This is a genomic window from Promicromonospora sp. NPDC057138 (genome assembly GCF_042670845.1).
Lineage (GTDB): Bacteria > Actinomycetota > Actinomycetes > Actinomycetales > Cellulomonadaceae > Promicromonospora.
The window spans coordinates 122,558-145,932 of record NZ_JBHUUX010000003.1; the positions used below are offsets into that span (position 1 = coordinate 122,558).

General features: G+C 71.6%; 24 protein-coding genes. 10 read left to right on the forward strand and 14 right to left on the reverse strand.

What is annotated here, in order from left to right; genetic code table 11:
- Positions 1 to 24: 24 nt before the first annotated feature.
- A complete protein-coding gene (locus ACFT2C_RS03585; RefSeq protein WP_377205638.1) occupies positions 25 to 2,454 on the reverse strand; it encodes a Tex family protein in 2,430 nt (809 codons plus the stop codon).
- A gap of 332 nt (positions 2,455 to 2,786) precedes the next feature.
- Here ACFT2C_RS03585 and ACFT2C_RS03590 point away from each other — a divergent pair, with 332 nt between their 5' ends.
- Both ACFT2C_RS03590 and ACFT2C_RS03595 read left to right on the forward strand, forming a co-directional pair.
- Positions 2,787 to 4,178, forward strand: coding sequence for an OFA family MFS transporter (locus ACFT2C_RS03590; protein WP_377205716.1), 1,392 nt, complete (start codon positions 2,787 to 2,789; stop codon positions 4,176 to 4,178).
- A 2-nt stretch (positions 4,179 to 4,180) separates the two neighbouring features.
- Positions 4,181 to 4,339 carry a hypothetical protein gene (locus ACFT2C_RS03595; RefSeq protein WP_377205639.1) on the forward strand — a complete coding sequence of 53 codons (159 nt, stop codon included), beginning with the start codon at positions 4,181 to 4,183 and terminating at the stop codon, positions 4,337 to 4,339.
- A 3-nt stretch (positions 4,340 to 4,342) separates the two neighbouring features.
- Here the strand turns inward: ACFT2C_RS03595 and ACFT2C_RS03600 are convergent, their stop codons facing one another.
- A complete protein-coding gene (locus ACFT2C_RS03600; protein WP_377205640.1) occupies positions 4,343 to 4,834 on the reverse strand; it encodes a MarR family winged helix-turn-helix transcriptional regulator in 492 nt (163 codons plus the stop codon).
- 30 nt (positions 4,835 to 4,864) lie between these two features.
- Between ACFT2C_RS03600 and ACFT2C_RS03605 the strand changes: the two genes are divergently transcribed.
- Positions 4,865 to 5,710, forward strand: coding sequence for an alpha/beta hydrolase fold domain-containing protein (locus ACFT2C_RS03605; protein WP_377205641.1), 846 nt, complete (start codon positions 4,865 to 4,867; stop codon positions 5,708 to 5,710).
- A gap of 178 nt (positions 5,711 to 5,888) precedes the next feature.
- Complete coding sequence (locus ACFT2C_RS03610) at positions 5,889 to 6,422, forward strand: hypothetical protein (protein WP_377205642.1); 534 nt, start codon at positions 5,889 to 5,891, stop codon at positions 6,420 to 6,422.
- Between the two features lies 1 nt (position 6,423).
- Here the strand turns inward: ACFT2C_RS03610 and fdhD are convergent, their stop codons facing one another.
- On the reverse strand, positions 6,424 to 7,236 hold the full coding sequence (gene fdhD, locus ACFT2C_RS03615) for a formate dehydrogenase accessory sulfurtransferase FdhD (protein ID WP_377205643.1): 813 nt from the start codon (positions 7,234 to 7,236) through the stop codon (positions 6,424 to 6,426).
- Between the two features lie 90 nt (positions 7,237 to 7,326).
- A complete protein-coding gene (locus ACFT2C_RS03620) occupies positions 7,327 to 7,746 on the reverse strand; it encodes an ester cyclase (RefSeq protein WP_377205644.1) in 420 nt (139 codons plus the stop codon).
- Between the two features lie 143 nt (positions 7,747 to 7,889).
- Here ACFT2C_RS03620 and ACFT2C_RS03625 point away from each other — a divergent pair, with 143 nt between their 5' ends.
- Positions 7,890 to 10,217 (forward strand): FdhF/YdeP family oxidoreductase, encoded by a 2,328-nt coding sequence (locus ACFT2C_RS03625; protein WP_377205645.1) that lies wholly within the window; start codon positions 7,890 to 7,892, stop codon positions 10,215 to 10,217.
- 63 nt (positions 10,218 to 10,280) lie between these two features.
- On the opposite strand, the gene ACFT2C_RS03630 is transcribed toward ACFT2C_RS03625, so the two are convergent.
- The 4 genes from ACFT2C_RS03630 to trmB form a co-directional block, all read right to left on the reverse strand.
- Positions 10,281 to 10,406: a hypothetical protein gene (locus tag ACFT2C_RS03630; RefSeq protein ID WP_377205646.1), complete on the reverse strand. Its 126-nt coding sequence runs from the start codon at positions 10,404 to 10,406 to the stop codon at positions 10,281 to 10,283.
- Positions 10,407 to 10,574: 168 nt separating this feature from the next.
- Positions 10,575 to 12,209, reverse strand: a complete 1,635-nt coding sequence (locus ACFT2C_RS03635) for a cation acetate symporter (protein ID WP_377205717.1) — start codon at positions 12,207 to 12,209, stop codon at positions 10,575 to 10,577.
- A gap of 11 nt (positions 12,210 to 12,220) precedes the next feature.
- Positions 12,221 to 12,559, reverse strand: a complete 339-nt coding sequence (locus ACFT2C_RS03640; protein ID WP_377205647.1) for a DUF485 domain-containing protein — start codon at positions 12,557 to 12,559, stop codon at positions 12,221 to 12,223.
- Positions 12,560 to 12,753: 194 nt separating this feature from the next.
- On the reverse strand, positions 12,754 to 13,548 hold the full coding sequence (gene trmB, locus ACFT2C_RS03645; RefSeq protein WP_377205648.1) for a tRNA (guanosine(46)-N7)-methyltransferase TrmB: 795 nt from the start codon (positions 13,546 to 13,548) through the stop codon (positions 12,754 to 12,756).
- Positions 13,549 to 13,680: 132 nt separating this feature from the next.
- On the opposite strand from trmB, the gene ACFT2C_RS03650 reads away from it, so the two are divergent.
- The 3 genes from ACFT2C_RS03650 to ACFT2C_RS03660 are packed head-to-tail and all read left to right on the forward strand — an operon-like array spanning position 13,681 to position 14,720.
- Complete coding sequence (locus tag ACFT2C_RS03650; RefSeq protein ID WP_377205649.1) at positions 13,681 to 13,989, forward strand: CopG family transcriptional regulator; 309 nt, start codon at positions 13,681 to 13,683, stop codon at positions 13,987 to 13,989.
- Positions 13,986 to 14,420 (forward strand): type II toxin-antitoxin system VapC family toxin, encoded by a 435-nt coding sequence (locus ACFT2C_RS03655; RefSeq protein WP_377205650.1) that lies wholly within the window; start codon positions 13,986 to 13,988, stop codon positions 14,418 to 14,420. The genes ACFT2C_RS03650 and ACFT2C_RS03655 overlap by 4 nt, the downstream gene beginning before the upstream one ends.
- 12 nt (positions 14,421 to 14,432) lie before the next feature.
- A complete protein-coding gene (locus ACFT2C_RS03660) occupies positions 14,433 to 14,720 on the forward strand; it encodes a hypothetical protein (protein WP_377205651.1) in 288 nt (95 codons plus the stop codon).
- Here the strand turns inward: ACFT2C_RS03660 and ACFT2C_RS03665 are convergent.
- The 4 genes from ACFT2C_RS03665 to ACFT2C_RS03680 are packed head-to-tail and all read right to left on the reverse strand — an operon-like array spanning position 14,698 to position 19,022.
- Positions 14,698 to 15,684: a fumarylacetoacetate hydrolase family protein gene (locus tag ACFT2C_RS03665; protein ID WP_377205652.1), complete on the reverse strand. Its 987-nt coding sequence runs from the start codon at positions 15,682 to 15,684 to the stop codon at positions 14,698 to 14,700. The genes ACFT2C_RS03660 and ACFT2C_RS03665 overlap by 23 nt on opposite strands.
- Entirely contained in the window at positions 15,681 to 16,814 is a 1,134-nt protein-coding gene (locus ACFT2C_RS03670; protein ID WP_377205653.1) for an FAD-dependent monooxygenase, read from the reverse strand. Before ACFT2C_RS03670 ends, ACFT2C_RS03665 begins: the two co-directional genes overlap by 4 nt.
- 25 nt (positions 16,815 to 16,839) lie before the next feature.
- The gene (locus ACFT2C_RS03675) at positions 16,840 to 17,856 is read right to left on the reverse strand and encodes a cyclase family protein (protein WP_377205654.1); all 1,017 of its coding nucleotides are present in this window, start codon (positions 17,854 to 17,856) and stop codon (positions 16,840 to 16,842) included.
- Complete coding sequence (locus ACFT2C_RS03680; RefSeq protein WP_377205655.1) at positions 17,853 to 19,022, reverse strand: alpha/beta hydrolase family protein; 1,170 nt, start codon at positions 19,020 to 19,022, stop codon at positions 17,853 to 17,855. The genes ACFT2C_RS03675 and ACFT2C_RS03680 overlap by 4 nt, the downstream gene beginning before the upstream one ends.
- 169 nt (positions 19,023 to 19,191) lie before the next feature.
- On the opposite strand from ACFT2C_RS03680, the gene ACFT2C_RS03685 reads away from it, so the two are divergent.
- Positions 19,192 to 20,106, forward strand: a complete 915-nt coding sequence (locus ACFT2C_RS03685; RefSeq protein WP_377205656.1) for a LysR family transcriptional regulator — start codon at positions 19,192 to 19,194, stop codon at positions 20,104 to 20,106.
- 157 nt (positions 20,107 to 20,263) lie between these two features.
- The gene (locus ACFT2C_RS03690; protein ID WP_377205657.1) at positions 20,264 to 21,520 is read left to right on the forward strand and encodes an MFS transporter; all 1,257 of its coding nucleotides are present in this window, start codon (positions 20,264 to 20,266) and stop codon (positions 21,518 to 21,520) included.
- A gap of 66 nt (positions 21,521 to 21,586) precedes the next feature.
- On the opposite strand, the gene ACFT2C_RS03695 is transcribed toward ACFT2C_RS03690, so the two are convergent.
- Positions 21,587 to 22,351 (reverse strand): SDR family NAD(P)-dependent oxidoreductase, encoded by a 765-nt coding sequence (locus ACFT2C_RS03695; protein ID WP_377205658.1) that lies wholly within the window; start codon positions 22,349 to 22,351, stop codon positions 21,587 to 21,589.
- Positions 22,348 to 23,367, reverse strand: a complete 1,020-nt coding sequence (locus tag ACFT2C_RS03700) for a VOC family protein (protein WP_377205659.1) — start codon at positions 23,365 to 23,367, stop codon at positions 22,348 to 22,350. Before ACFT2C_RS03700 ends, ACFT2C_RS03695 begins: the two co-directional genes overlap by 4 nt.
- Positions 23,368 to 23,375: the final 8 nt, after the last annotated feature.

Here is a 23,375-nt window from a genome sequence, read left to right on the forward strand (position 1 = left end):
CCGGACGGCGGCGGGCGCCACCGCTCAGGCCAGGCCGGCCTTCCGGAGCGCGTCCGCCATCGCGGTGTCCGCGGGCGGGCGACCGCGACCCTGTCCCCCGCCCTGCCCACCTCGGCCCTGACCGCCCTGGCCGCGCCCACGGCCCCCGCCGTCGCCGCCCTGGCGTCCACCACGCCGCCCGCCCGAGCCGTCGCCGCCGCCCTGCCCGCCCGAGCCCTGCCCGCTGGCTCCCGGCCCACCAGAGCGCGAGCCGCCGGAGGTCCGCCCACCGGGGGCGGCACCGACCTCGTCGTCCAGGCGCAGCGTCAGCGAGACGCGCTTGCGCTGCAGGTCCACGTCCATGACCTTCACCTTGACGATGTCGCCCGACTTCACCACCTCGCGCGGGTCGCTGACGAAGTTCTTCGACATCGCCGAGACGTGCACGAGCCCGTCCTGGTGCACACCGATGTCGATGAAGGCGCCGAACGCCGCGACATTGGTGACCTGCCCCTCCAGCACCATGCCGGGCACCAGGTCGCCGAGCGTCTCGACGCCGTCCGCGAAGGACGCCGTCGTGAACGCCGGGCGCGGGTCGCGGCCGGGCTTCTCCAGCTCGGCGAAGATGTCGGTCACCGTCGGCAGACCGAACGTGTCGTCCACGAACTCGGTGGGCCGCAGCGTGCGCAGCGCGCCGCCGTTGCCGATGAGCGCCTGCACGTCGGCGCCCGACGCCGTCACGATCCGCCGCGCCAGCGGGTACGCCTCGGGGTGCACCGAGGAGGCGTCCAGGGGCTCGGCGCCACCCGAGACCTTGAGGAAGCCCGCGCACTGCTCGAACGCCTTGGGTCCCAACCGCGGCACACCCTTGAGCGCGGCACGCGACGAGTACGGGCCATTGGCGTCGCGGAAGGACACGATGTTCTCGGCCAGCGTCGACGTGATGCCCGAGACCCGCGACAGCAGCGGCACGGAGGCGGTGTTCAGGTCCACGCCGACGCCGTTCACGCAGTCCTCCACGACGGCGTCCAGCGAGCGCGACAGCTTCGTCTCGGTGATGTCGTGCTGGTACTGGCCCACACCGATCGACTTCGGGTCGATCTTCACGAGCTCGGCCAGCGGGTCCTGCAGCCGGCGCGCGATGGAGACCGCCCCGCGGATGGACACGTCGAGCTCGGGCAGCTCCGCGCTCGCGTAGGCGGACGCCGAGTACACCGACGCGCCGGCCTCCGACACGATCGCCTTGGTCAGGCCCAGCTCGGGCGCCTTCTTCATGAGGTCGGCCGCCAGGCGCTCGGTCTCGCGCGACGCCGTCCCGTTGCCGATCGCCACGAGGTCGACGTCGTGCTTCTTGGCAAGGCGCGCCAGCACCGCCAGCGACTCGTCCCAGCGGTTCGCGGGGGCGTGCGGGTAGATCGTCGCGTGCTCCACGACCTTGCCGGTGGCGTCCACGACGGCGACCTTCACGCCCGTACGCAGACCCGGGTCGAGCCCCATCGTGGCCCGCGTGCCGGCCGGCGCGGCCAGCAGCAGGTCCCGCAGGTTGGCCGCGAAGACGCGCACCGCCTCGTCCTCCGCCTCCGAACGCAGCCGCAGCCGCACGTCGATGCCGAGGTGCACCAGGATCTTGGTGCGCCACGCCCAGCGCACCGTGTCGGCGAGCCAGCGGTCGGCCGGGCGGCCCTGGTTCGCGATGTCGAACTGGTGCGCGATCGTGGCCTCGTACGACGTCGGCACGCCGGCCTCGATGCCCTCCTCGGGCTCGATCGTCAGGTCCAGCACGTCCTCCTTCTCGCCGCGGAAGAGGGCGAGCACGCGGTGGGACGGCAGGCTGGACAGGGCCTCGGCGAACTCGAAGTAGTCGGAGAACTTGGCGCCCTTGTCCTGCGCCCCGTCGCGGACGGCGGACAGCATGCGGCCCCGCTTCCAGAGCCGCTCGCGCAGCGTGCCGATCAGATCGGCGTCCTCACCCATGCGTTCCACGAGGATCGCGCGGGCTCCGTCGAGCGCCGCCGCCGGGTCCGCCACGCCCTTGTCGGCGTCCACGTACGGGCCGGCGGCCGCCGTCGGGTCGAGCGACGGGTCGCCGAGCAGCGCAAGGGCGAGCGGCTCCAGGCCGGCCTCGCGCGCGATCTGCGCCTTGGTGCGCCGCTTCGGCTTGAAGGGGAGGTAGATGTCCTCCAGGCGCGACTTGGTCTCCGCGGACAGGATCTGGGCGCGCAGCTCGTCCGTGAGCTTGCCCTGCTCCTGCACCGACGCCAGGATCGCCGCGCGCCGCTCCTCCAGCTCGCGCAGGTACCGCAGCCGCTCCTCGAGGGTGCGCAGCTGCGCGTCGTCGAGCGTGCCCGTGACCTCCTTGCGGTAGCGGGCGATGAACGGCACCGTCGCCCCGCCGTCGAGCAGGTCGACCGCGGCCGTCACCTGCCCCTCCCGAACGCCCAGCTCGTCGGCGATCCGCCGATTGATACTTGCCACTGTCCCTTACCTCACTTCTAGAAGGTCGGGACAGATTGTGCCCGGAGCCACTGACACTTGTCGCCTCCACCCGCGCGTGTCAGGCCCACGAGTCACCCGGACGTACCGCCCGTACCTGCTCCGGATCGCCCACACCGAGACCGGCATCCCGCTGTTCCTGGCGGCCGTGCGCAGCCCGCAGCACTGACCGCGCGAGCGCCTGCCGACAGGTCCGGGCGCGACCGCCGTCGACCATTGACCCGGGCACCGACCGCCAGTAGCGTGCGCACAAAACGGGTGAAACCGCACTCCGGCGGCCGGATCCCCCCAGCACGAGGAGGTGCTCCGTGGCGCTGTCGTTCCTCGACCGCGAGCACACGGTGGCCAAGCCCGGCTACAGCAGGTGGCTCATCCCGCCCGCCGCGCTCGCCATCCATCTGTGCATCGGCCAGGCCTATGCCACCAGCGTCTACAAGAACGCGCTGGTGGCCCACTTCGACTCGAGCCTCACGGCGATCGGCGTCATCTTCTCCATCGCCATCGTCATGCTCGGCCTGTCGGCCGCCGTGCTGGGGACCTGGGTGGAGCGCGCCGGGCCGCGCGCGGCGATGTTCACCTCCGCCTGCTTCTGGGCCTCCGGGTTCCTCATCGGGGCGCTCGGCATCGCGACGTCGCAGCTCTGGCTGGTCTATCTCGGGTACGGCTTCATCGGCGGGATCGGGCTCGGCATCGGCTACATCTCGCCGGTGTCCACGCTGATCAAGTGGTTCCCGGACCGGCCGGGCCTGGCCACGGGTATGGCCATCATGGGCTTCGGCGGCGGCGCGCTCGTCGCCTCGCCGCTGTCCCGGCAGCTCATGGCGGCCTACGACGGCGGCTACGACCCCGCCGACCCCACCTCCGTCGCCTCCGGCAGCGCCGTCACCTCCCTGTTCGTGACCCTGGGCATCGCGTACTTCCTCGTGATGATGCTGGGCGTGTTCACGGTCAAGGTGCCACCGCCCGGCTGGTCGCCCGCGGGCTTCGACGCCGCCGCGGTGGCGGCCAAGCCGATGGTGTCGGCCGCGAACGTGTCCGCGGCGAACGCCATCCGGACCCCGCAGTTCTGGTTCCTGTGGACGGTCCTGTTCTGCAACGTCACGGCGGGCATCGGCATCCTGGAGCAGGCCGCGCCGATGATCCAGGACTTCTTCCGCGACGGCGTTATCTCCTCGGTCGCGCCGACGACGGCGGCCGGGTTCGTCGCGTTCCTGTCCCTGTTCAACATGGCCGGCCGCTTCGTGTGGTCGTCGACGTCGGACTACATCGGCCGCAAGCCGACCTACGTCATGTACCTGGGCGTCGGGATGGTCCTGTACGTGCTGCTGGCCACCGTGGGCCACGCCTCCACGGCGATCTTCGTGCTCGTCGCCGCCGTCATCCTGTCGTTCTACGGCGGGGGCTTCGCCACGATCCCCGCCTACCTGCGCGACCTGTTCGGCACCTTCCAGGTGGGCGCCATCCACGGCCGGCTGCTCACCGCGTGGTCGGCAGCGGGCATCGCCGGGCCGCTGATCATCAACGGGTTCCTGGACGCGCAGGGGACGCCGGGCGAGCTGGTCGCGGCCGACTACCGGCCCGCGCTGTTCACCATGGTGGGCGTGCTCGCGGTCGGGTTCGTGGCCAACATCCTGGTCCGGCCCGTCGCCGCGCGGTTCCACGAGCCCGCCGCCTCCGCCGACGCGTTCGCCGATGGAAAGGTGTGACCATGCCGGAGCAGACCACTGAGGAGGCCGCGCTGCCGGCCCCGGAGCCGACGTCGAACCAGGTCCCGCGCCTGGTCGTCACCTGGCTGGTAGTGACGGTGCCACTGGCGTACGGCCTGTTCCAGACCGTCCGCAGCGTCATCCCGCTCTTCACGAGCTGACCTTCAGGACTGCGGCCCTGCACTCCCCGCCTCCAGCGCGCCCCGCACCGACGCGAGGACCCGCGCGAGGTGGGCAAGGTCGCCGTCGGGCACACCCGTGCCCTGCAGCACCGCCGCGACCTCGCGGTCGAGCGTGGGCAGCGCGTCGTCCAGGACCTGCCGCCCTGCGGGAGTGAGGGCGAGGAACGAGGACCGGCCGTCCTCGGGGTTGGCGTCCCGGCGCACCAGGCCGTCGCGCACCTGCCGCTCGACCCCCTTGCTCGCCGCGCCCACGGTGATGCCGAGGCGGCGGACGACGTCGGAGACCCGGCAGTCCGGGACCTCCGCGATCGTGCGGAGCAGGTCGAGCCGGCCGAGCCCGTGGCCGTGCCCGGCGCGCAGCCGCGCGTCCAGCAGGGTGTAGAGCCGGACCTCCACGCGGACGAGGTCGTCGAGCAGCTGCGCATGCTCGAACCCGGCCGGAATAGATTCCTGGGAATCTTGTTTGGCTTCCATGGAATCTATCTTCGCGCACGGAGGAAAACCATGGACCAGAACTCGCTCGCCGAGCTTCGTACCTTCTACGCGTCGTTCGGGCGGATGCCGATCCCGGACGGCACCCGGGTGACCGAGACCGCCCTCGGCGGCGTCCCGGCGCTGGAGGTCGCCGTGCCGCAGGCCGACGACGACTCCGGCGTCCTGCTCTACCTGCACGGCGGCGGCTACCTGATCGGGACCGCCCGCACCGGCGTCCCCCTCACCGCCGCGCTCGCCGCCCGGGCGGGCCTGCGCGCACTGTCGCTCGACTACCGCCTCGCCCCGGAGCACCAGTTCCCCGCGGCACCGGACGACGCGCTGGCCGCCTACCGGGCGCTGCTCGACGACGTCGACCCCGCCCGCGTCGTCCTCGCGGGCGACTCCGCCGGCGGCGGCCTCGCCCTGGCGACGCTGCTGGCCGCCCGCGACGCCGGGCTCCCGCTGCCCGCCGGGCTGGTCGCCTTCTCGGGCTGGTTCGACCTGACGCTGTCCGGCGCCAGCCTCACCGGCAAGGAGAGCGTCGACCCGGTCTTCGACGCGTCCGACATCGGGGAGTACGCCGACGCGTACCTGCCCGACGGCGCGGACTCCCGCAACCCCCTCGCGAGCCCGCTGCTCGGCGACCTGCGCGGGCTGCCGCCGCTCCTGCTCCAGGTCGGCTCGCACGAGGTGCTGCTCGACGACTCCACGCGCCTCGCCGCGCGCGCCGCGGCCGCCGACGTCGAGGTCACCCTGGAGACCTACCCCGGCAGCGCGCACGTCTTCCAGCACGCGCACGCCACGGAGCCGACGGCGGCGCGGGCCCTGGACACCGCGGCGGCGTTCCTCGCGCGCCACGCGCGCCTCGCGGGCTGAGGCGCCGGCGCCCGGTCTGATACATCGCGGAGGAGTGTTTCGGCCGCCGCGCGGCGAGTTTCGCCGACTGTCGAACGTCGTCGCGCGCGCGGGACACCCGTACCAAGGTTCGGAGTGTTCCGCGCAGCGCCCGGCACGGGGTCGGGCGTCGTGGGCGCGGGGCAGGACGGAAGATCCGATGTCTCCCCAGAAACGAACACTCGCCGCGCTGTCGGGGCTGCTGCTGACGCTCCTCTGCGTCCTCGGCGGCTCCCCGGCGGCGCTGGCCTCCGACGGCGGCCAGGGCCCCGCCACGACGGACGGCGGAGTCTCACCGCAGGTCGTGTACAACCCCCGCGTGTACACGCCGTCGGGTGGCCTCGTCAGCCCGACGGCCACCACCCTTCCCCGAGGTCAGCAGACCCCCGACGCCCTCCCGCGCTGCCCCAGTGGCTACGCGTGCCTGCACACCATCAAGGAGCTGAACAGCAGCATCCAGAAGTGGTACACGTGGAAGCTCTTCAACTACGGCACGTATTCGCTGCAGGGGTTCGCCTGGAGCGGGACGAGCTGGATCCAGAACGCCCAGACCGACGGCGCCGCGGTCGTCACGTTCGACGGCGGCAGCATCCCCGAGATCCTGGGCTGCTACAACCCCGCCGGAGGAAGCCAGTACTACCCGATCAACTACAACCCCGTCTGGTACGTACAGCTGAACCGCGCCAGCTGCTGACTCACCGCACCCGGTCCGCCCAGGTGTAGACGTTCATCGAGTCGCCGCGCACGAACCCGAGCAGGGTCAGGCCGCACTCGTCGGCCAGGTCCACGGCGAGGGTGGACGGCGCAGAGATCGCGGACAGCACCGGGATCCCGGCCCGCGCCGCCTTCTGCACCAGCTCGAACGACGCCCGCCCGCTGACCTGGAGCACCGTCCCGGCAGCGGGCAGGGCGCCGTCGCGCAGCGCCGCTCCGACCACCTTGTCGACGGCGTTGTGTCGGCCGACGTCCTCCCGCACGTACAGCGGCTCGCCGTCGGCCGTGAACAGGCCGGCAGCGTGCAGGCCGCCCGTCCGGTCGAAGGCGCGCTGGCGCTCGCGCAGCAGGTCCGGCAGGGCCGCGATCACGTCCGCGCTGACCGTGACCGGGTCGCTCGCGACCGGCCAGCGCAGCCCGGCCCGCACCTCCACGACGGTGTCCGACCCACAGACCCCGCACGCGCTGGTCGTCGCGAAGGCCCGCTGCCGCGGGGGCTCGACGCCGCGCGCGAGCGCGACCTCGACCGTGTTGTCCTCGTCGGGGCACAGCCGCATCGCCACGATGTCCGACGCCGCCGCGACGGCCCCCTCCGAGACGAGCCAGCCGGCCACGAGGTCGAAGTCGTCGCCGGGCGTCCGCATCGTCAGGGTCAGCGCGCTGCTTCCCCCCGCCGGCCCGGGTTCGACCAGCCGGACCATCAGCGGTTCCTCGACGGCGAGCGTGTCCGGGCGTGCGGCGCGTGTGCCTTCGCGGACACGGACCACAGGCCGGCGGTCGGTGACGACTCCCATTCCGCCAGTCTCCCACCCCGGACGAGCGATCCGTCCGGGCCGTATGTGCCCAGGCCCGCGACGATCAGCAGCCGCGTCAGGTTGTCGGAGCTACGGAGCCACCCCGAGCTGGGCGGCCAGGTCGGCCTGGTCGAAGTAGAAGTCGTGCCGGACGATCTTTCCGTCCGAGACCGTGGCGATGTCGGCGCCCCGCATCCGGATCTGCTTGCCGGTCGGCGGAAGGCTGGTTCCGTCGGGTAGCTCCATCGGGCCGGTATGGGTTCCGATGAACTCGCCCTGATCGATGGCACTCTCACCGGTTTCCAGCTCCCGCTCGGAGTGGTAGTCGCGCTCGGAGAACGCGCCGACGAATGCCCTGTTCCATTCGATGAATGCCTCGATGCCGTGCAGTGTCCCTGCGTCCGGCGTGGTGACGACGACGTCCTCGTCGTAGACCTCGCGCAACGCGTCGAGGTCGCCGGCGACAACCGCCTCGGTGACCCGGTTCATCAACTCGCGTGCCTGTCCCATGGTGTGCCTCCTGAGGAGCGGATGGGGTGACCGGACGGCCCGGGGACGGGTCGTCCGCAGACAATTTCAGTTAACGCTCCCTCGACGGTGGGCGCCATCGCGCGCTCTCCACACGCGGGTGAGACCGGCGTAGGGTCGCACACGTGACCGACGTGAGCGACGAGGCCCGCACCGAAGCCCCCGAGAAGACCCTCCGCATCGGCCCGCCGAAGCGCAGCGCCGCCGGCGTGCCGGGGGTGGTGCATGGCCTGGCCCACGTCCTCGACGAGGCGGGCGTCGCGCGCGGCCTGCGCACCCTGCCCCTGCTCAACCAGCACCGCGGCTTCGACTGCCCCGGGTGTGCCTGGCCCGAGCCGGGCAAGCCGCACATCGCGGAGTTCTGCGAGAACGGCGCGAAGGCAGTCGCCGAGGAGTCCACCCGCAAGCGCGCGGACGCGGCGTTCTTCGCCGAGCACGCGATCTCCGAGCTGGCCACCTGGACCGACCACCGGTTGGGCAAGTCGGGGCGCCTCACCGAGCCGATGCTGCGTGACGAGGGCGCCGACCACTACCGCCCGGTGTCCTGGGACGAGGCCCTCGACCTGGTCGCCACGGAGCTGCGCGGCCTGGACTCGCCGGACGAGGCGGCCTTCTACACGTCCGGACGCACCAGCAACGAGGCCGCGTTCGTCTACCAGCTCCTCGCGCGCAAGCTCGGCACGAACAACATGCCGGACTGCTCGAACATGTGCCACGAGTCGTCGGGCACGGCGCTGACGGAGACGCTGGGCATCGGCAAGGGCAGCGTGTCGCTGGAGGACATCACCGACCACGCGGACCTGATCGTCGTCGTCGGGCAGAATCCCGGGACCAACCATCCCCGCATGCTCACCGCGCTCGAGCAGGCCAAGGACCGCGGGGCGCGGATCGTGGCGATCAACCCCCTGCCCGAGGCCGGGCTGCAGACCTTCAAGAACCCGCAGCGAGTGCGCGGCGTGGTCGGGCACGGCACGAAGCTCGCCGACCGGTTCCTGCAGATCCGCCTCGCCGGCGACCTGGCCCTCTTCCAGGCGGTCAACCGACTGCTCCTGGAGGCCGACGACGACTCCCGCACCGCCGGCCACCCGGGCGTCCTGGACCACGAGTTCATCGCCGAGCACACCTCCGGCTTCGCCGAGGCGTCGGCCGCCTGGCGGGCGGTCAAGCGGTCCGACGTCGAGCAGGCCACCGGGCTGGAGTGGTCCGAGATCGAGGACTTCGTGGGCGACGTCCTGGCCGCCGACAAGGTCATCGTCTGCTGGGCGATGGGCCTGACCCAGCACAAGCAGGCGGTGGCGACCATCCGCGAGGTGGTGAGCTTCCTGCTGCTGCGCGGGAACGTCGGCCGGCCGGGTGCGGGCGCCTGCCCGGTACGCGGGCACAGCAACGTGCAGGGTGACCGCACCATGGGCATCTGGGAGCGGCCCACCGAGGCGTTCCTCGACGCGCTCGGCACGGAGTTCGGCTTCGAGCCGCCGCGCGCCCACGGGTACGACGTCGTCGACACGGTGCGGGCCCTGCGCGACGGGCACCTCAAGGTGTTCATGGCGGTCGGCGGCAACTTCGCCGCCGCGACGCCGGACAGCGCCGTCACCGAGGCCGCGCTGCGGGAGGTCCCGCTCACCGTGCACGTCTCGACCAAGCTCAACCGCTCGCACGTCCTGCCCGGCAAGCGGTCGCTGGTCCTGCCGTGCCTCGGCCGCACCGAGCGCGACGTCCGGGCAGGCCGCGAACAGGTGGTGACCGTCGAGGACTCGATGAGCGTGGTGCACACGTCCCGAGGGTCGCTCGCCCCCGCGTCGGACTCCCTGCGCGGCGAGACCGCCATCCTCTGCGACCTGGCGCGCCGCGTGCTCGGCCCCGAGGACCCGACGCCGTGGGAGGAGTTCGCCGACGACTACTCGCGCGTCCGCGACTCGATCTCGCGCGTGGTGCCTGGCTTCGAGGACTTCGAGCGGCGGGTCGCCGAGCCCGGCGGCTTCGTGCTGCCCCACCCGCCGCGCGACGCCCGCCAGTTCCCGACGTCGACCGGCAAGGCCAACTTCACGGTGAACGAGCTCGAGGTGGTCCAGGTGCCGGAGGGCCGGCTGCTGCTCCAGACGGTCCGCTCGCACGACCAGTTCAACACCACCGTCTACGGCCTCGACGACCGGTACCGCGGCGTGAAGGGCGGTCGGCGCGTCGTGTTCGTCAGCCCCGAGGACCTGACGGCCCTCGGTTTCGCCGACGGCGACACGGTGGACCTGGTCAGCGAGTGGCCGACGGCGGAGGGCAGGGTCGAGGAGCGCCGAGCGCCCGGATTCCGCGTCATCGCGTTCCCGACGGCGCGCGGCTGCGCGGCGGCCTACTTCCCGGAGACCAACGTCCTGGTCCCCCTGGACCACACGGCCGAGGGCAGCAACACCCCGGCGTCGAAGTCGGTGGTCATCCGCCTCGAACGCCCCATCCGCTGAGTGCTGGCTATTTGTGGGTTTCGGCGCCGCAGAACGACAAATAGCCAGCACTCAGCGAGGGGGTCAGGTCAGGCGGAAGACCGGCCAGCCGATCTCCGTGCGCCATGCGGCCCGGTCCGGGGTGTCGGCAGGGGTGACCAGGTAGGCCTCGTGCACCGGGCCGTCCACCGCGAGGGCGTGCTCGACCACCCAGGCGCCGAGCCTGCGTCGTCGACCTCCGCTACCACTACACGCTCGCCAACGACCGCATCACGACCCTCACCATCGCCCCCTGAGACCAGCTGAGTGCTGGGTATCTGCGGGTCAGATCCTTCTGATCCCGCAGATACCCAGCACTCAACGTGTCAGGTCAGGAGGTCAGTGCGCAGTCGCCTTCTCCGCGCCCGCGCCCGTGAGGGAGCGGACCTCCATCTCGGCGTACTTCTCCGGGTGCGACCGCTCCTTGCTCAGGTACGTGCCGAGGATGCCGAGCACGAACGCGAGCGGGATGGACACGATGCCGGGGTTGTCGAGCGGGAACCAGTGGAAGTCGATGCTCGGGTCGCTGATCATCGACTTGCTGAGCCCGGTGACCGGGTCGGCGGGCTTGCCCGACACGACCGGCGAGAAGACGATCAGCACGATCGTCGAGATCAGCCCGCCGTAGATGCTCCACAGCGCGCCAGACGTGTTGAACCGCTTCCAGAACAGCGAGTAGATGATCGTCGGCAGGTTGGCGGATGCCGCCACGCAGAACGCCAGCGCCACGAGGAACGCGATGTTCTGCCCGTTGGCGAAGATCCCGCCGATGATCGCGATGATGCCGATCACGACCACGGTCCAGCGGGCCACCCGGACCTCGCCGTCCGGCGCCACCTGCCCCTTCTTGATGATGGAGGCGTAGATGTCGTGGGAGAAGCTCGCCGCCGCGGTGATCGTCAGGCCGGCCACCACCGCGAGGATGGTCGCGAAGGCGACCGCCGCGATGATGCCGAGCAGTATCTCGCCGCCCAGCTCGAACGCGAGCAGCGGTGCCGCGGAGTTCTGCCCGCCCGGTGCCGCGAGGATCACCTCGGGCCCGACGAGCGCAGCGGCGCCGTACCCGAGCACCAGGGTGAACAGGTAGAAGATGCCGATCAGCCAGATCGCCACGACCACGGACTTCCGGGCCTCCTTGGCCGACGGCACCGTGTAGAAGCGCATGAGGACGTGCGGCAGGCCCGCGGTGCCGAGCACCAGGGCCAGCGCGAGGGACAGGAAGTCGAGCTGCGACACGCCGGAGACGCCGTACTGCAGGCCCGGTTCGAGAATTGCCTCGCCCTTGTCGCCGGCCATGTTCACGGCCTCCTGCATGACCGCCGACAGGTTGAAGCCGAAGTCCGCGAGCACCCAGATCGTCATGGCCCCGGCGCCGAGGATGAGCAGCGTCGCCTTGATGATCTGCACCCACGTGGTGCCCTTCATGCCGCCCACCAGCACGTACAGGATCATGAGCGCGCCGACCACCGCGATGACGACGCTCTGGCCGGCCTTGTCGGTGATGCCCAGCAGGAGCGCGACGAGACCGCCCGCACCGGCCATCTGTGCCAGCAGGTAGAAGAACACGACAGCGAGCGTGGACAGCGCCGCCGCCATCCGGATCGGCCGCTGCTTCAGCCGGAACGAGAGCACGTCCGCCATCGTGAACTTACCCGTGTTGCGGAGCAGCTCGGCGACCAGCAGCAGGGCCACGAGCCAGGCCACGAGGAAGCCGATGGAGTACAGGAAGCCGTCGTACCCGTTGACGGCGATGGCGCCCGCGATCCCCAGGAAGCTCGCCGCGGACAGGTAGTCGCCCGCGATCGCCGTGCCGTTTTGCGTGCCCGTGAAGTTACGGCCGCCCGCGTAGAAGTCCGCTGCGCTCTTGTTCTGGCGGGATACCCGGAAGACGACGATCAGGGTGACCACGACGAACGCCGCGAAGATCCCGATGTTGATCGCCGTGTTGCCGACATTCGTGGCTTCGGCCGCCATGAGAGTCCCGTTCACAGCTCGCCCCCCTCGATCTCCTCGCGCAGGGCCTTGGCCCGGGCGTCGAACTTGTTGTTCGCCCATCGCGCGTAGAGCGTGGTGATGACGAACGTGGACACGAACTGCAGCAGCCCGAAGATCAGGCCGACGGTAATCGTGCCGCCCACGCGGATACTCATGAACTCGTGCGCATACGTGCTCATGAGCGCGTAGAGGAAGTACCAAACGAGGAACAGCGCGGTCATCGGGAAGACGAAGTTCCGGAACGCCTTGCGGAGGCTCTGGAACTCGTCCGATCTCTCAACACGTTGGTAGTCGGTCTCTGCAGGCCCTGAGGCCTGTACGTCACTCATGACGCCTCCATTGGCTCATGGGGGCGCGCGCTCTGCCCGCGGCCCGGTGCGCATCTCGCACCCGGGTTCAATGTGCCGCACCTCACATGCCGGGGGCAAACAGATCGGACGGTGGGTTTATGGACTTGACCAAGTCGTTATGTCTTCAACCTCCCCCGCCGCGGACCCGACAAGCCGCGCAGGTCAGCGCGTTGTCAGCGCCGCACGTACGTCAGGTCTGTGATCTCGCGCCCGGCCCGGAGCGCCTTGCGCTCGAACCCGGTCAGCACGCGCCGCTCGAACCGCGGGGCGACGCCGCAGGGGCCGTGCGCGTTCGCGACGTCCTCGTTCGCGTCCAGGACTTCGACCATCTGCTCGGCGTACTCCGCCCAGTCGGTGGCGAGGCGCAGCGTCCCGCCGGGCCGCAGCACCCGCGCGGCGAGCGCCGCGAACTCCCCGGTGACCAGACGACGCTTGTGGTGGCGCGCCTTGTGCCACGGGTCCGGGAAGAAGACCCAGAGCTCGTCAACGGATCCGGCCGGAAGCGTGGTCTCCAGCAGCTCGGCCGCGTTGGCCTGGACGAGCCGCAGGTTCGGCAGCCCCTTGCGGCCGACGGCGACACCGGCCCGCTCGGCGCGCGCGATCGTGTGCGCGAGCCCTGGCTGGTACACCTCGACGGCGAGATAGTCGCGCTGGGCATCGCTGGTGGCGGCGTCGACGACGGCGTCGCCCAGGCCGGAGCCGATCTCCACGACCAGCGGGGCGGTACGCCCGAAGACCGCCGCGGCGTCCAGCACGAACTCCGGGTCCACGGAGGTGCGCGCGATCGCCCGGGGCACGTCGATCAGGTAGTCGGCGTGGCGCTGGGCCCACATCCGTTTCTGGCCGTCGGTGAGCCGGCCGGACCGCCGCACGAACGACACCGGCTTGGTCCGGAATCCGGACAGCTCGGGGCGGTCCGCGGCGGGCTGGTGCGCGGCGTCGGACGACGAGGGAACTGGCTGGCTCACGAGAAGAGCGTACGAGGTCGCGCCCGGGCGTTGCGTATCCGCAAGGATTCGCGGCCCGCCGCGCATGCCGGCCGGGGTGTGCGGAAGGCTGGCGGCAGACGCCTGAACCACCAGCAGAGCCAGGAGCCGAGCATGCTCGCCATCGCCCCCGTCACGGACGCGACCATCAACATATGGCAGGGATACCATACTGAGATGGGCCTCAAGCGAACCACGGTCTATCTCGACGAGAACGACCTCCGGGACCTCAAGATCGCCGCTGCCCGCCGCGGCGTCAGCGAGGCTGAGATCATCCGCGAGGGGGTACGCCACGCCCTCCTTCGCAACCGGGTGTGGGACGAGCCGGTCAACTTTCCGCGCGTCGCGAGCGGCGACCCGACCTTCGCCGCACGGGCTGACGAGATCCTCAAGTCCATGAGCGTGGAGCCGGACTCGGAATGATCGTCGTCGCTGATACCTCGGGGCTTATCGCCTCGATCGACACGGACGCCCCTGAACACGAGGGCGCCCGCAAAGTGATCGATCAGGCCAGCACCGTCCTCATCCCACCTGTCGTCCTGGCCGAGCTCGACCATCTGGTCACCGAGCGATTCGGTCGCGGCGTCGCCGGCAGCCTGATGGACGAGATCGTCCGACAGACGGAAACCGGGCGGTTCATCGTCGCTCCGCTGGCCGTTGACGCCCTGCGCGCAGCACGTGTCGTGCAGGCCCGCTACGACGACCTCGGCTTGGACCTCGCCGACGCCGTCATCACTGTCGTCGCTCGGGACAACTACACGAATGCGGTCCTGACGCTTGACCGCCGGGACTTCCGCACCGTTCGCCCGCTCACCGAGGACAAGGCGTTCCGCATCCTCCCCGACGACCTCTGATCGGAAGACCCCATGACCGACCGCGGCCCCTGCTCGCGGGTCGAGCTCGACGGACGGCGAGTCGTGATCGACCTGTCCGACGCCGACCACGCGCGGCTCACCGCGATAGCCGTCTGGCGCGGGCTCGACGGCCCGCAGCTCGTCCTCGGCTGGATCCACCGGGGAATCCTGAGCAACCACATCCAGGCGGCGTCGACCGACCTGCCTGACCGCGCCGCGCGGCTCGCACGAGACGTCGAGGTCGCGCGGCAGTCCGACGAGCTCTTCGGCGACCTGCTCAGCGAGAACGACCGCGACTGACGACTCGCGGACGCGCGCGCGGGACCGGCGGCACCGGCCCCGCGTGGCCGACAACGTTGCGGAGCTCACCGAGGCGTTCGACCCGCAGCACCACCTCGTCGCCCGCGACGAGCGGCGGCGGGCTGAGCTCGCCGGACCGGCCCCACAGCTCGGCCAGACAGCAGCCGTTCCCTCCCGTGCCCGACCCGAGCACGTCGCCCGGCACGACCCGGGTGTTCCTCGACGCGTAGGCGACGAGCTCGCCGAACGGCCAGCCCATGTTCGACAGCAGGTCGCTGCCTACCGGCGTGCCGTTGACCTCGGCCTCCATGGCGAGCCGGTGGAAGCCCTCGTCGTCGACGACGTCCGCGAGCTCGTCCGCCGTGACGATCCACGGCCCGAGCGTGCTCGCGAAGTCCTTGCCCTTGGCCGGTCCCAGCCGCACCTTCATCTCCCGGGCCTGGACGTCGCGGGCCGACCAGTCGTTGAGGATCGTGAACCCGAAGACCGCCGCCGCGCCCTGCTCGGGCGTGAGGTTCGCGCCGTCCGAACCGGCGACGGCCCCGATCACGGCTGCCACCTCGAGCTCGAAGTCGAGGCGTTCGCACTGCGGCGGGACGACGGTCTCGCCCGTCGCGACGACCGAGTGCGGGTTCGTGAAGTAGAACGTCGGGTACTCGTACCACTCCGGTACCACCTCGCTGCGGCCGTCCACGGCCGCGCTGATCCCCTCGACGTGCTCCTCGAAGGCGACGAAGTCGCGGATGCTCGCGGGCACGAGCGGGGGCAGGAGCTCGATCTCGTCGAGACCGGGCTCGTCGCCCCGGCTGGACGCGACGAGCGCGGCACCGATCTCGAGCGTGGCCGGCAGCCCGGCGGCGAGCAGGCCGGCGACCGTCCCGCCGTCGGGCAGCCGCAGGACGCGGTGGTCGACGACGAAGCCCTCGCCGACGTCGCCTCGATACCGCCAGCGCGCGAGCCTCATGCGGGCTCGCTCACCATCGCGGCGACCCGGTGCATCAGGCCCGGGACGTCGGCATCGCGGACGTCGTCCAGGAGCCACCGGCCGAGCTGGACGGACGCCTCGACGACGGCCGTGGCGCGCGGGAGCCTGCGGGCGTGGAACGCATCCCACACCTCCTGGTCCAGGTGTTCTGCCGACAGCAGGAGCTCGACGAGCACCAGCGCGTCCTCGACGGCCTGCGCAGCGCCCTGGGCCATCGTCGGCGGGCAGCTGTGTGCCGCGTCGCCGACGACGACGACGCGCCCGCGGTTCCACGGCGCCGGGACCAGGTGCTGGGTGAACCGGGTGTAGTTGATGCGCGACGCCTCGTCGAGCTCGGCGCGGATCTCCTCCCAGGGCCCGTGGTAGGCGAGGGAGAGGTCGTGCATGGCCTTCACCGCCTCGGCGGGGGTCACGCCGAACCGGTCCTGACCCTTCTCGACCAGGTAGGCGTACATCGTGTCGGGGCCCGTGGGGCAGTAGCCCGCGATGTACACCGGACCCCCGTAGTACAGCTCGGTGTGGGTCACCTGCTCCGGTCGCCGCACGAACGCGCGCCAGATGCCCATCCCGGTGGGCTCGGGCGTGGTCTCGATCCCGAGCAGGCCGCGCACCGTCGAGTGCAGCCCGTCGGCGCCCACGAGCAGGTCGTGGCGCACTGTCCGGCCGTCCGAGAGCACCACGTCGACGCCGTCGTCGTCCTGCGTGAGTGCCGCCACCTGGACGCCGAAGGTGATCTTCGCGCCGAGCGCCTCGGCGCGGTCGAGCAGGATCGCCGCGAGGTCCGGGCGGTACATCCCGACCGTGGCCGGGTAGTCCGGACCGCCCGTGCGGTCGTCGGGCATCTCGACGAGGACCCGTGCCTCCGGCCCGGGGGCGCGCAGGCCGAGGACGTCGAAGGCGTAGGACTGGGCGCGGACCTGCGGCCATACCCCCAGTCGGTCGAAGGCGCGCAGGGCGTTGCCCTGCAGGGTGATGCCCGAGCCGAGGGCGTCGAGGGCAGGCTTGGCCTCGTAGACGTGGACGTCGACGCCACCCTCGGCGAGGAGGATCGCCGTGGCGAGCCCCGCGACACCGGCTCCGGCGACGGCGACGGAGTGCACTGCAGACATGGTCAGGCCCTTCCTGGTGGTCGGTTCACTTCACGGCGACGGGGTTGACCGGGGAGCCGACCGCGCCCGTCACGGGGATGGGTGCGGCGGTGAGGAAGAAGTCCCACCGGCCGTCGATGGCGCAGTCCGCGGCCAGGGCGTCGAGGTCCCACATCTCGCCGATGGTCAGCCCGATGTGCGGGATGGCCACCTGGTGCAGCGGCTGGAAGGCGTCGTCGAACTCGTTGGGCCGTACCTCGAAGCCCCAGGTGTCGGTGGCGACGGCGGCGATCTCGGTGCGGTGCAGCCAGCCGGCAGTGGTGAAGGAAAGGCCTGCGCTCGGCCCGCCGGCGTACCCGGCCCAGCCCTCGCGCCGGGCGCGCGCCAGGCGGCCGGTGCGGACCAGGACGATGTCGCCGCGTCCCACCTGCGCGGTCGGTCCCTGGGCCGCGATGCAGGCCCGCAGGTCGTCCTCGGTGATCGCGTACCCGTCGGGCAGCTCGCCCTGCGCCAGGTGACGACCCAGATCGAGGAGCACGCCGCGCCCGGCGAGGTGCGGAGCCATGTGCTCGATGCCGGTGACCCGGTCGCCCTCGCTCGTCACGACGTCGCCGGCCGCGCGCCCGTTCCAGGCACGCCCGTGGTCGAAGATGTGGCCCAGACCGTCCCACTGGGTGGAGCACTGCAGGGGCATCGAGACGACGTCGTCGGCGCCGCCGAAGCCGTGCGGGAAGCCCTGGTTGCCACGTTCGGCGTCGACGCCGGTGTCCAGCATCGTGTGCACCGGGTTGGTGCGCCGTCGCCAGCCGGTCTGCGGGCCGTCCATGTCGAACCGCTGCGCCAGGGAGAACGAGACCCCGCGCCGCACCAGGGCCGCGCCCTCGCGGCGCTTGCCCTCGTCGAGGAAGTTCACGGTGCCGAGCACGTCGTCGTCGCCCCACCGGCCCCAGTTGCTCACCTCGGCCGCCGCCTCCGCGACGGCGCCCTCGGGGTCCGTGCGGTCGAGCGCGGCGCGGCCCGGGGCAGGCCGCAGGTCCGCCGGCCGGGCCGGCACGGCGCTCATCGCCGGCCGTCCAGCTCGGCGAACGTCTCCGCCACCCAGTCCGCGATGTACTCCGCGACGTACGCCATGTGGTCGATGCTGATGTGCTCCGTGCCGCCCTCGGGGTCGTCGAAGACCCGCAGCTCCCGCTTGGGGCTGTTGACCGCCTGCTCGTAGGAGCGGTGTGCGTACTCGACCGGGATCTGCCGGTCGCCCGCGCCGTGGGTGATGAGGAACGGGACGCGGATCTTCTCGACGACGCCGTCCAGGTGCATGTCCTTGGTCGCCTGGACGAACTCGTCCATCGTCGACACGCCCCACACCCAGAACACGTGCTCCCAGTAGTGCGGTACGGGGTTCTCGCCCTCGCGCCGCCGCCGCGCCTCCTGGACGGCGGCCCAGTCGTGGTTGGCGCCCCAGGCCACCACCAGCTTCACGCGATCCTCGTACGCCGCGGCGCGCGGTGCGTAGTACCCGCCGAGGGACCAGCCCACCAGGCCCACCCGGGAAGCGTCCGCCTCGGGCAGGGTCTCCAGGAAGTCCACGCAGGCCGCCGCCCACACCTCGGTGTCGTGGCGCGCGGTGAGCCCGCGCATCCGCAGGGCCTCGCCGGACCCCGGCGTGTCGACCATGAGGGTCGAGATGCCCCGGCGGGCGAGCATCTGGGGGAAGCCGGAGTAGTACATCATCTCCTTGGTGGAGTCGAGCCCGTTCCACTGGACCACGACCGGTGCGGGAGCCTCCGGCGATGCTCCCGGGGCCGGCAGGAAGTACCCCGGCAGCGACGACCCCTCGTACGGAACCTCGACGCGGCGCACCGGCGATCCGCTCAGCTCCAGGTGCCGGGCCAGGAGTGCCATCGACCGCTGGTAGGCCGCCGTGCGCCCGGGCCAGGTGGGGGACTGCAGGCGTTCGGCCTGGGACGTGTACAGGCTCGCGCGATACAGCTTGCCGGCCGCGCCGATGACGCGGCCGCGGGCGACGTCGTCGTCGGCCGAGGCCACGAGGCGGTCCACCACCGCTTGCCAGGCCGCGTAGAGCTGCTCGGTGCCTGCGTCGTCGCCGTGCTCGGCCGCCTCCAGGACCGGCCGGCACGCCCGGTCGACCTCGTCGATCAGGCCGCCGTTGTTGAGTGCGGCCACGACGGCCATGCTCCAGACGTAGTTGCCGGGGAAGTACATGAACATGCGGGTGCTCCGTCCGCCCGCGCCTCGTCACGCGGGACGATCACCATCACACGCCACCCGGAGCTCCCCGTGAAGACGACCTTGCTGATGGCGGGTATTCGCCTCATCGATGCGCAAAGCGTCGCGCAGTGAGTACCGCGATACCCCGCGCGCGGCGTACGGTCAGGATGTGACAGCGCCGTCGATCTCCCGGCACGACCTCAATCTGCTCGTGTATCTCGATGCCCTGCTCGCCGAGCGGAGCGTCACCCGCGCGGCGCAACGCCTCATGCTCAGCCAGCCGGCGATGAGCGCCGCCCTGTCGCGGCTGCGCACGCACTTCCGCGACCCGATCCTGGTGCGCGACGGCAACACGTACCGGCTGACGCCGCTGGCCGAGCGGCTCGCCGAGGAGACGGGGTTCGCGCTCGACGCCGCACGGCGGGTCTTCGAGAACCAGGCCGAGTGGAATCCCCGCGAGTCGACCCGTGAGTTCACGGTCCTCGGCTCGGACTACGCGTTTGCCACCCTGGGCCCCGCCGTGGTCGCCCTTGCCGCCCAGCGGGCACCGCACGTCCGGTTCCGCCTCGTGCACCACACGCCCCAGATCGTCGACGCCGTCGCGGAGCACCTGCGCACGGTCGACGCCATCCTGATCCCGCACGGGTTCGTCGACGGGCTCCCGCACCGCGACGTAATGACAGACGACTGGGTGATCCTCGCCGCCACGGACAACGACGCAGTTCCCGACGTGCTCACCACGCGGGACCTCGCCGCCCTGCCCTGGGTCTTCACCTACCTGTCCCGGTCCGCGTTCGCCCCCGCCTCCCGCCAGCTCCAGCAGCTCGGCCTGGACCCGAAGGTCGAGTGCGTGGTCGACGGCTTCCTCGCCCTGCCCGCCTTCGTGGCGGGCACGCGGCGACTGGCGCTCGTCCAGCGCCACCTGAGCGGGTTCGCGCTGCAGCACCCCGGGATCCGTGTGCTCGAGTGCCCGTTCGAGGCGACGCCCATCACCGAGGCGCTCTGGTGGCACCCGGTGCGCAACCGGGACCCGGAACACGCCTGGATGCGTGAGCTCTTCGTCGAGGCCGGCAACTCGCTGTAGGACCAGGGCGTATCCACGGGGCTGATGTGCGGCATCCACAGAAGGGCCGTTGACCTCCTCCGACGCGGCACTAGTGTCGGGCTTCCAGCCTCGCCCGACGACGACGTCGCCGGGGACGCCGAACCCGCACCGCCGCGGGAACCCCAGGAGGAATCCGATGCCACCCACCCCGACGCCCCCGAGCAGAGGGGCGCTCCCCGGCGTCCTGCTCCTCGCGGGCAGCTGCCTGTCCGCGCTGGCCGCGGTCCTGCTCGCCCCGGTGCTGCCCCAGCTCCAGGAGCAGTTTGCGAGCAGCCCGCTGCCGCCCGCGCTGATCCTCTCGGCGCCCGCCCTCATGATCGCGCTCTTCGCCCCGTTCGCCGGGCAGATCGTGGACCGGACCGGCCGGCGCAACCTGCTGCTGGTCGCGATGGTGGTCTATGCCGTCGTCGGCACCGCCGTGGCGTGGCTGCCGGAGAGGCTCGTCTCGGGCTCCATCGCCCCCGTGCTGGTCCTGCGGCTGCTCGTCGGTCTGGCCGAGGCAGCGATCATGACGTGCTGCACCACCCTCATCGCCGACTACTACCGCGGCGACCGCCGGAACCGCTACCTCGGCCTGCAGACGGTGTTCACCACGATCGCCGCGACCATCTTCATCGTCGTGGGCGGCGTGCTGGGCGCATCCGGCTGGCGCGCGCCGTTCTGGGCGTACGCCCTGAGCATCGTGATCGTCGTGCCGATGTTCTTCGTGCTCGACGAGCCCGCCCCGGACGAGACGGAGCGCGCCGCCGAGCTTGCCGCGGCGGGCCGGCCGATCCCGTGGCGGACGCTCGGGCTGCCCCTGGTCACCACGGTCTTCGGCGGCTTCGCCTTCTTCGTGCTGCTCTCCCAGTCCGCGCTCGTCTACAGCGGCGTCGGCATCACTGACCCCCAGCAGATCGGACTGCTCACCGCCGGCGCGTCGGTCGCGACCGCCGTCGGGTCGATCGCCTTCGCCCGCCTGGCCCGGTTCACCGCCAAGGTGCTGCTGCCAGCGGCCCTCGGCGTCCTGGGCGCCGGGCTCGTGCTGATGTGGCTCATGGCGGTCGCCGGCGTCGTACCCGGGGTCGTCGCGGGCGCCGTGCTCGGCAGCCTCGGCTCCGGCCTCCTGCTGCCGACCATGCTGGTCTGGGCCGTCGGACGCCTCGCCTTCGCCGAGCGCGGGCGCGCTACCGGGCTGTGGACGGCCGCCTTCTTCCTCGGCCAGTTCGTGTCACCGCTGATCGTTCAGGCCGTCCAGGCCGGCGCCGAGCCGGTGGCGTCGCTGCCGCCCGCCCTGGGCGCGATCGGCCTCGCGTGCGGGGCAGTCGGGGTCGTCCTCCTGGTCGCGGTGCGCCGCGAGTCCCTGTCCGAGGAGCACGACGAGGATCTCGCGATCGAGCCTGCCGCGGCCTGACCGCGCCACACAGCACAGGGTGCCCGACGGCGACCGCCGTCGGGCACTCGTCGGGCCCCCGGCCTCTCAGGGCATCGCGTCCGAGACGGCCTTGCCACCGCCGTGCGCGGTGAGGCCGCCGTCGACCGCGATCTCGGCGCCGCTCACGAACGACGCGGCCTCGCTGAGCAGGAAGGCGACCACTGCCGCGACCTCCTCGGGGCGGCCGGTCCGGCCGAGCGGCGTGGCGGCCACGTTCGCCGCGCGGAACGACTCGGGCGCGCTCGCCGTCATCGGGGTCTCGACGAAACCCGGGTTCACGAGGTTGACCCTGATCCCGCGCGGCCCCAGCTCCATCGCCGCCGTCCTCGTGATCCCGCGCAGCGCCCACTTGCTCGCCCCGTACGCCACCCCGTAGTGGGCGGTGACGGCGGCGGCCGAGCCGATGTTCACGATCGAGGACCCGGCTGGCATCAGCGGCGAGAGGCGCCGCATCCCCAGCGCCGGGCCGGTCGCGTTCACGGCGAGCACCCTGGCCAGGTCGTCCGGCTCGATGTCGGCGAGCCGGGCACGCCAGGTGACTCCGGCGTTGTTGACCAGCCTGTCCACGCGGCCGAACGTGGCCGTCAGGTCCTCGGCGAGGTCGCGCCAGCCGGCGTCGAGCGCGGCGTCCAGCCGTCGGTTCACGGCCCCGGACACCACGGGCGCTTCGAGGTCCGTCGCGACCACCCGGCAGCCGGACGCCACGAGCAGGTCCGCCACAGCGGAACCGATCCCGCCGCGCGCGCCGGTGACGACGACGACCTTCCCGGACAGGTCCGGGAAGGTCGTCGAGGCGGGGCCAGCCGTCATCCCTGGCCCTGCCGCGCGTAGGGGTTCAGCAGCGCCTCGCGCGTCTCGGGGTGCACGCCCTCCTCGGTCGCGGACGGCTCGGGCGCCGGCGGGAACGACTCGGTCATGGACATCGGCATGCGGCTGTTGCGGTAGATGCTGTTGGACCCGGTCGACGGCGTCCACACGCGTGGCTCCCAGTCCGGCACGTAGTTGCGGTAGCCGCCGGTGTTCACCTCGACGCGCATCGTGGACGGGTCGCGGAAGTAGAGAAAGTTCTGCTCGCCGATGCCGTGGATGGACGGCCCGTACTCGATGTCCGTGCCGTTCTCCATGAGCACGTCGGCGGCCTGGAGCAGGTCTTCGCGGGTGTCTACCCAGAAGGCGAAGTGGTTGATCCGGCCGGGGCGCGACGAGCCGTCCAGGACGATGCCCAGGTCGTGCGACTTCTCGTTGGTGGTGATCACCGTGAACACCGTCACGGGGGCCTCGTCGAGCACCGTGTGGGCCATGATGCGGAAGCCCAGCACCTCGGAGTACCAGTCAGCGAAGCCGCGGACGTCGGACGCCGCGACCGTGACGTGGTCGAGCTGGCGGGGGGCCACGGCGTGCCGGCTCCGGCGCTCGGGCCGGTCCGGGAAGATCGAGGCCAGGTCGCCCTCGCCCGCGTACTTGTCGACCTCCCAGAACAGCTCCATCGTGTGGCCCCACGGGCCCACGAACCGGAACGAGCGGCCGTGGTGGAAGCCCTGCTCGGACCAGACGACGTCGACGCCCTTGGCCTCGACGCGGCGGGCAGCCTCCTCGAGCGCCTCGGCACTGCTCGTACGCCACGCCATGCTCGCCAGGCTCGGCTCGGGACCCTCGCTGATCGCGAGGCTGTAGTGGTAGTAGTCGCCCCACGACCGCAGGTACACGACGCCGTTCTCGCGCCCCGACACTCGCAGGCCTACCTGCTCGGTGTAGAAGCGGACGGACTCCTCGACGTCGGGTGTCGTGATCTCCAGGTGGGACAGGTGGGACAGCAGCTTGATCATCGTTGATC

Coding starts and splice junctions, on each gene's coding strand:
- ACFT2C_RS03650 (WP_377205649.1), top strand. CDS start 13,681: ATGCTCGCCATCGCCCCCGTCACGGACGCGACCATCAACATATGGCAG.
- ACFT2C_RS03600 (WP_377205640.1), bottom strand. CDS start 4,834: ATGGAAGCCAAACAAGATTCCCAGGAATCTATTCCGGCCGGGTTCGAG.
- ACFT2C_RS03620 (WP_377205644.1), bottom strand. CDS start 7,746: ATGGGACAGGCACGCGAGTTGATGAACCGGGTCACCGAGGCGGTTGTC.
- ACFT2C_RS03690 (WP_377205657.1), top strand. CDS start 20,264: ATGCCACCCACCCCGACGCCCCCGAGCAGAGGGGCGCTCCCCGGCGTC.
- ACFT2C_RS03605 (WP_377205641.1), top strand. CDS start 4,865: ATGGACCAGAACTCGCTCGCCGAGCTTCGTACCTTCTACGCGTCGTTC.
- ACFT2C_RS03665 (WP_377205652.1), bottom strand. CDS start 15,684: ATGAGGCTCGCGCGCTGGCGGTATCGAGGCGACGTCGGCGAGGGCTTC.
- ACFT2C_RS03655 (WP_377205650.1), top strand. CDS start 13,986: ATGATCGTCGTCGCTGATACCTCGGGGCTTATCGCCTCGATCGACACG.
- ACFT2C_RS03635 (WP_377205717.1), bottom strand. CDS start 12,209: ATGGCGGCCGAAGCCACGAATGTCGGCAACACGGCGATCAACATCGGG.
- ACFT2C_RS03610 (WP_377205642.1), top strand. CDS start 5,889: ATGTCTCCCCAGAAACGAACACTCGCCGCGCTGTCGGGGCTGCTGCTG.
- ACFT2C_RS03595 (WP_377205639.1), top strand. CDS start 4,181: ATGCCGGAGCAGACCACTGAGGAGGCCGCGCTGCCGGCCCCGGAGCCG.
- ACFT2C_RS03670 (WP_377205653.1), bottom strand. CDS start 16,814: ATGTCTGCAGTGCACTCCGTCGCCGTCGCCGGAGCCGGTGTCGCGGGG.
- ACFT2C_RS03695 (WP_377205658.1), bottom strand. CDS start 22,351: ATGACGGCTGGCCCCGCCTCGACGACCTTCCCGGACCTGTCCGGGAAG.
- ACFT2C_RS03700 (WP_377205659.1), bottom strand. CDS start 23,367: ATGATCAAGCTGCTGTCCCACCTGTCCCACCTGGAGATCACGACACCC.
- ACFT2C_RS03680 (WP_377205655.1), bottom strand. CDS start 19,022: ATGTTCATGTACTTCCCCGGCAACTACGTCTGGAGCATGGCCGTCGTG.
- ACFT2C_RS03675 (WP_377205654.1), bottom strand. CDS start 17,856: ATGAGCGCCGTGCCGGCCCGGCCGGCGGACCTGCGGCCTGCCCCGGGC.
- ACFT2C_RS03640 (WP_377205647.1), bottom strand. CDS start 12,559: ATGAGTGACGTACAGGCCTCAGGGCCTGCAGAGACCGACTACCAACGT.
- ACFT2C_RS03660 (WP_377205651.1), top strand. CDS start 14,433: ATGACCGACCGCGGCCCCTGCTCGCGGGTCGAGCTCGACGGACGGCGA.
- fdhD (WP_377205643.1), bottom strand. CDS start 7,236: ATGGGAGTCGTCACCGACCGCCGGCCTGTGGTCCGTGTCCGCGAAGGC.